Annotated in this window: 6 protein-coding genes; all 6 read right to left on the bottom strand. The window is 63.0% G+C overall.

Going from position 1 to position 4,641, the window contains the following annotated elements:
* Positions 1-551, bottom strand: a 551-nt coding sequence (gene atpF / locus ACE3UY_RS09645) for a F0F1 ATP synthase subunit B (RefSeq protein WP_374687329.1), incomplete at its 3' end; no start/stop codon positions are given.
* A gap of 54 nt (positions 552-605) precedes the next feature.
* Positions 606-854 carry an ATP synthase F0 subunit C gene (atpE, locus tag ACE3UY_RS09640; RefSeq protein ID WP_095043896.1) on the bottom strand — a complete coding sequence of 83 codons (249 nt, stop codon included), beginning with the start codon at positions 852-854 and terminating at the stop codon, positions 606-608.
* Positions 855-991: 137 nt separating this feature from the next.
* On the bottom strand, positions 992-2,134 hold the full coding sequence (locus ACE3UY_RS09635) for a F0F1 ATP synthase subunit A (RefSeq protein ID WP_374687328.1): 1,143 nt from the start codon (positions 2,132-2,134) through the stop codon (positions 992-994).
* A complete protein-coding gene (locus ACE3UY_RS09630) occupies positions 2,131-2,424 on the bottom strand; it encodes a hypothetical protein (RefSeq protein ID WP_374687327.1) in 294 nt (97 codons plus the stop codon). Before ACE3UY_RS09630 ends, ACE3UY_RS09635 begins: the two co-directional genes overlap by 4 nt.
* Positions 2,425-2,485: 61 nt before the next feature.
* Positions 2,486-3,991 carry an NADH-quinone oxidoreductase subunit N gene (locus ACE3UY_RS09625; protein ID WP_374687326.1) on the bottom strand — a complete coding sequence of 502 codons (1,506 nt, stop codon included), beginning with the start codon at positions 3,989-3,991 and terminating at the stop codon, positions 2,486-2,488.
* A partial coding sequence (locus tag ACE3UY_RS09620) for a proton-conducting transporter membrane subunit (protein WP_374687325.1) occupies positions 3,988-4,641 on the bottom strand: 654 nt, incomplete at its 5' end. The genes ACE3UY_RS09625 and ACE3UY_RS09620, both read right to left, overlap by 4 nt.

The following is a 4,641-nucleotide window of genomic DNA, read 5'->3' as shown; positions in this document are numbered from 1 at the left end:
TCCGCTTCGGTCAGCGGCAGGGCGCTGGTGATCTCGGCCGTGTCGCCCTGCAGGGACGCCACTTCGGCCGGAACCTTGCTGAAGAAGTCGGTGATGAGTTCGCGCTGCCGCTTCTCATCGAGCGACGCGCCCACCAATTTATTGGCGGCGGCGATGGAGATGGCCGCCACCTGGCCGCGCAGGTCGGCCAGAATGCGGTTGCGCTCCTCGACCGCGTCGGCCTGCGCCGCGGCGACAATCCCGCGGGCGTCCTCGCGCGCCTTGGCCTCCACGTCCTTGCCCGCCTGCTCGGCGGCGACGACTGCTTCGCGGCGGAGGTTCGACGCCTCGGCGCGGGCCTCGTCCAGGATGCGCTTGGCTTCGGCGTCGGCGTTTTCGCGGGCGATGGCCGCCTGACGCGCGTCCTCCAGCCCCTTGGCGATGCGCGCCTTACGCTGGTCGAGCACGCGTAGAATCGGCTTATAGATGAAGGCCGTCAGCAGCAGGATCAGAGCCGAAACGCCCAGAATCTGCACTAACAGGTAACCGAGGTTAATGCCTAATGCTTCCATTCGTGGTCCTCTTTATTGGGCCAGGCGACCGGCAGACGGCCACCGGACGGCATCCTAGAACACGAACAGGATGATGAGCGCGACGACCAGGGCGTAGATGGCTACGGCCTCGGTGAACGCGATACCCAGAATCATGTTCGTCTGAATGTTGCCGCTGGCGTCCGGGTTGCGGGCGATACCTTGCACCGCGCCGCCCACCAGGATACCGATACCGGCGCCCGCGCCGATGGCGCCCAACATAGCCAGACCGGCGCCGATTGCCTTCAGACCTTCCGCCAATGCGGCTGCAGACAACTCATCCATGTATATTCCTCCAATGGTCGCTTACTTTGGGTGCGAAAGCGCTTCGGCGCCGTCGTCACTAGGATTGACAAAGTATACTCAGTCGCGGCGGCGTGGGAGTTGCCTACCCATGCCCGCCCGCGGTTTATCCTCGCGGATCAGTGATGTTCCTCTTCGGCGTGGTGGCCCTCGGTGGCGCTGCTCATGAAGATCAGCGTCAGCAGGCCGAACACGATGGCCTGGATGACGCCCACGAACAACTCCAGCCCGAAGAAGGCCAGGTTAGCCACCGACAGGATGTAGGCCATCACGAACAACAACACCATGCCGGCGAACATGTTGCCCAGAAGACGGAAGGAGAAAGAGATGATTTTGGAAATCTCGCTGACCAGTTCCAGCAGGCCGACCGCCGGGTCGATGGCCTTGATGGGGTCTTTCGCCACCTTTTGGCCCCACCCTTTCTCCAGGAAGGGGAAGAACTTGTTGAGATAGCCGAATCCCAGGTGCTTGAAGCCGTAGTACTGCACCATGACCATGGCGATGAGCGCGAAAGCGAGGGTCATGTTCAGGTCGGTCGAGGCGGGCCGGAAGAAGGGCACAATCGTCCAGTCGGCGGCCTCGATGTTGCGGCCGACCGCGCGGCCGTGCGAGTCGGTCTCAATGGGCGCGCCCTCGACGGCGTTCGAGTTGCGGATGAGGAACAGGCCGTCACGCAGCCCCCACTCGTTGGCCGCGTCCAGGGCGGCGGCCGCCTCTTCCTCAACGTGATGCACCTCTTCCTCGGTGAAGCTCTCGCCGGCGGCGATGCGCTCCGCCTCGAACTCGCGGGCCGCCTCCAGGCCGACGAAGTGGGGCTTGTTCTCCCACAGGCCGATGCTGTCATAGCCGGGGATGAGCCCCATCCAGTTGGAGAGCAGGATGATCAGGATGAAGCTCATGAAGTAGGGGAAAAACTCCTTCACCTTCGGCCCAGCGATGTTCTGAGCGAAGTTGTAGGCTCCCTCGATGATCATCTCGAAGAAGTTGTAGAAGCCGGTCGGCACTTCGTCAGCCGTGCGCGAGCGGCCGCGCACCAGGACGATGAGCAACAAAATGACCAGCCAGGCCAGCAGCGTCGAGGCGAAGGTGTTGGTGATGCCCGTGCCGTTGAAGAGGAACTGCGGCAACAGCCCCTCGGTTCCCGGCCACACTTCGCCCGGCAACTGGATGAAAGGCAGCACCGGCTTGGTGTAGGCGATGACGCTGCCGAACACGACCATCAGAACAATGAGGAGCAGAAGAATGTAGCGTTTCTTGATCATTTGGATGTCTTATCCCTGTCTTCTTTGCTCGTACGCTCGATGCTCTCCTGCGCTCGCGCCACCATCCACAGGCTGATGCGGATCATGGCATAGAGCGTGACGGGAAAGCTGCCAAGCATGAATAGGACGGTGAAGATCTTGCGTTCGTTGCCAAGCCAGCCGTCGATCAGCCAGCCGGCCCCGAAAGCCACGCCAATAATGATCAGGGCCACAAAGCCGGTAACGCAACCGGCCTGACCGACCAGATTGGTCAGTTGGGCAGTCTGGCGAAGGTTTGGATCTTTCGACACGTCAGTATGTTAACCGCTCAGAGGGCTTGCGCATTATATCACAATCGATCCCTCGGTCAATTTAACCGGAGAAGAAGGCCGCCGCCGCTTGCCGCGTTAGCTCGAACGCCGGCCCGGCCTGTATACCCAGGTAGAGGATGCCCAGCGCGGCGATAACCAGTCCGATCTGCGCCCCGCGCGACACCGGGATGGCGACGTCGTCCTCGTCCGAGCGGTACAGGTACATGTATTTGATGATGCTCAGGTAGTAGTACAGCCCCACGAACGCCATCAGGATGCCGATCCCCGCCAGCCACCACAGGCCGGCGTCAATGGCCGCCTTGAAGATGAAGAACTTGCCGAAGAAGCCGGCCGTCGGCGGGATGCCGCCCAGCGACAGCACCGCCAGCAACATGATGAGCGCCAGGAAGGGCGAGCGCCGGTTCAGGCCCGACAGGTCTTTCAGGTCGTCCGACTTGGTGACGTTGCTGACCAGCACGACCACGCCGAAGGCCGCCACGTTGGTGAAAATGTACATCAGTAGGTAGAACATCGTCGCGCCCGAGCCGTCTTGCGACAACGTCACCAGGCCGATCAGCGCGTAGCCCGCCTGGGCGACGCTGGAGTAGGCCAGCAGGCGCTTGATGTTGCTCTGGAAGATCGCGGCGAAGTTGCCCAGTATCATCGTGATGATGCACATCGCCACCAGCATGGCCCACCACTCCGGAGCGCTCGCTCCGCTCTGCGCCGGCCCCAAGACGCCGGCCAGGAACACGCGCAGGAAGACGGCGAACCCGGCCGCCTTGGAGGCGGTGGACAGGAAGCCGGTGAATGGCGTGGGCGCGCCCTCGTAGGCGTCAGGGGCCCAGAAGTGGTAGGGCACGATGGAGGTCTTGAAGGCGAAGCCGACGACGATGAGCACCGCGGCCAGCAGCAGGAGCGGTTGCACCGTCTCCAGGCTGGGCGCGCCGGCGAACGTGCTGCCGATCAGGTACAGGTTCGTCTGCCCCGTCACCCCGTAGACCAGGCTCATGCCGTAGAGCATGACCGCCGTCGTGAACGCGCCGTAGATGAAGTACTTCATGCCCGCTTCCGACGAGCGGCGCTCGCCGCTGTAGAAGCCGGCCAGCAGATACGATGAGATACTGGCCGTCTCCAGGGCCACGTAGACCATGATCAGGTCGGCCGCGGCGGCCATCAGGCTGAAGCCGATGGTCGCCGTCACCAACAGCGCGTAATACTCGATCTTCTGCAAGCGCGGCACGTCCAGCGACAGCAGCGCCGTCAGCGCCAGGGCGAACAGGAACATGATGCGGAAGACCAGCGTCACCAGGTCATTGCGCATCATGCCGCCCCAGAAGGTGCTCTCGGCCAGGCTCCATTCCGCGTTCGGCTGCTGGAACAGCCAGTACAGCCCCACGGTCAGCAGCAGCACCGCCAGCGCGCCCCAGGCCGTGAACATCCCCAGCCGGCGCGGGTCGGTCGGCTTGAACAGACGCTCGTAGATCAGGATGAAGAACAGCATGACCACCAGCGCGATCTCCGGCGCCAGCGCCAGCACCCACGAAAGCGTAATATTGGGACTCACGGAATCACCCCCCATAGGGCGCTGACCAGTGAACGCCCGTCCGACATCACTTGTTGGGCCTCTTGCAGCCGCGTCACCACCGGCTCCATGCCCGAATTCACGATCGGGGCGATGACGGCCGGGAAGACGCCGATCACGATGAGGATGACGCAGAAGCCCACCAGCACGAGCTTGTCAATCGCCAGCAGCGGGCGCATGTCGTGCCACTTCTCGCCCTCGTAGTCGCCGAAGAAGACGGAGTGCACGGCGCGCAAGATGTAGGCCGCCGTGATGACGATGCCCAGGATGGCGATGATCGCCACGATGGCGTAGTAGTTCGACGGATTCAGCCCGAAGGCTCCGTTCACGTCAATCGTATTGCCCTGCCAGACGCCCAGGAAGATGGGGAACTCGGCGATGAAACCCGACAGTCCCGGCATACCCATCGACACCAGACCGCCGATGATGAAGGCCACCACCGTCCAGGGCAGCGCCCGCCGCATGCCGCTTAGCTCGTCCATGTTGCGGGTGTGGGCCCGGTCGTAGATCATGCCGACGACGGAGAAGAAGAGCGCGGTCATGATGCCATGGCTGACCATCTGGATGCCCGCGCCGGTGTAGCCCACCAGCGTCAGCGCGGCAAAGCCCATCGACACCAGACCCATGTGGCT

This window comes from Promineifilum sp. (SeqCode), from assembly GCF_041918635.1.
Classification (GTDB): Bacteria; Chloroflexota; Anaerolineae; order Promineifilales; family Promineifilaceae; genus Promineifilum.
This window is presented reverse-complemented; position numbering and strand designations above follow the sequence as displayed.

What these genes read in the sequence shown, in the direction of transcription:
- atpE (WP_095043896.1), bottom strand. Translation starts at nt 854, where the DNA reads ATGGATGAGTTGTCTGCAGCCGCATTGGCGGAAGGTCTGAAGGCAATC.
- ACE3UY_RS09635 (WP_374687328.1), bottom strand. Translation starts at nt 2,134, where the DNA reads ATGATCAAGAAACGCTACATTCTTCTGCTCCTCATTGTTCTGATGGTC.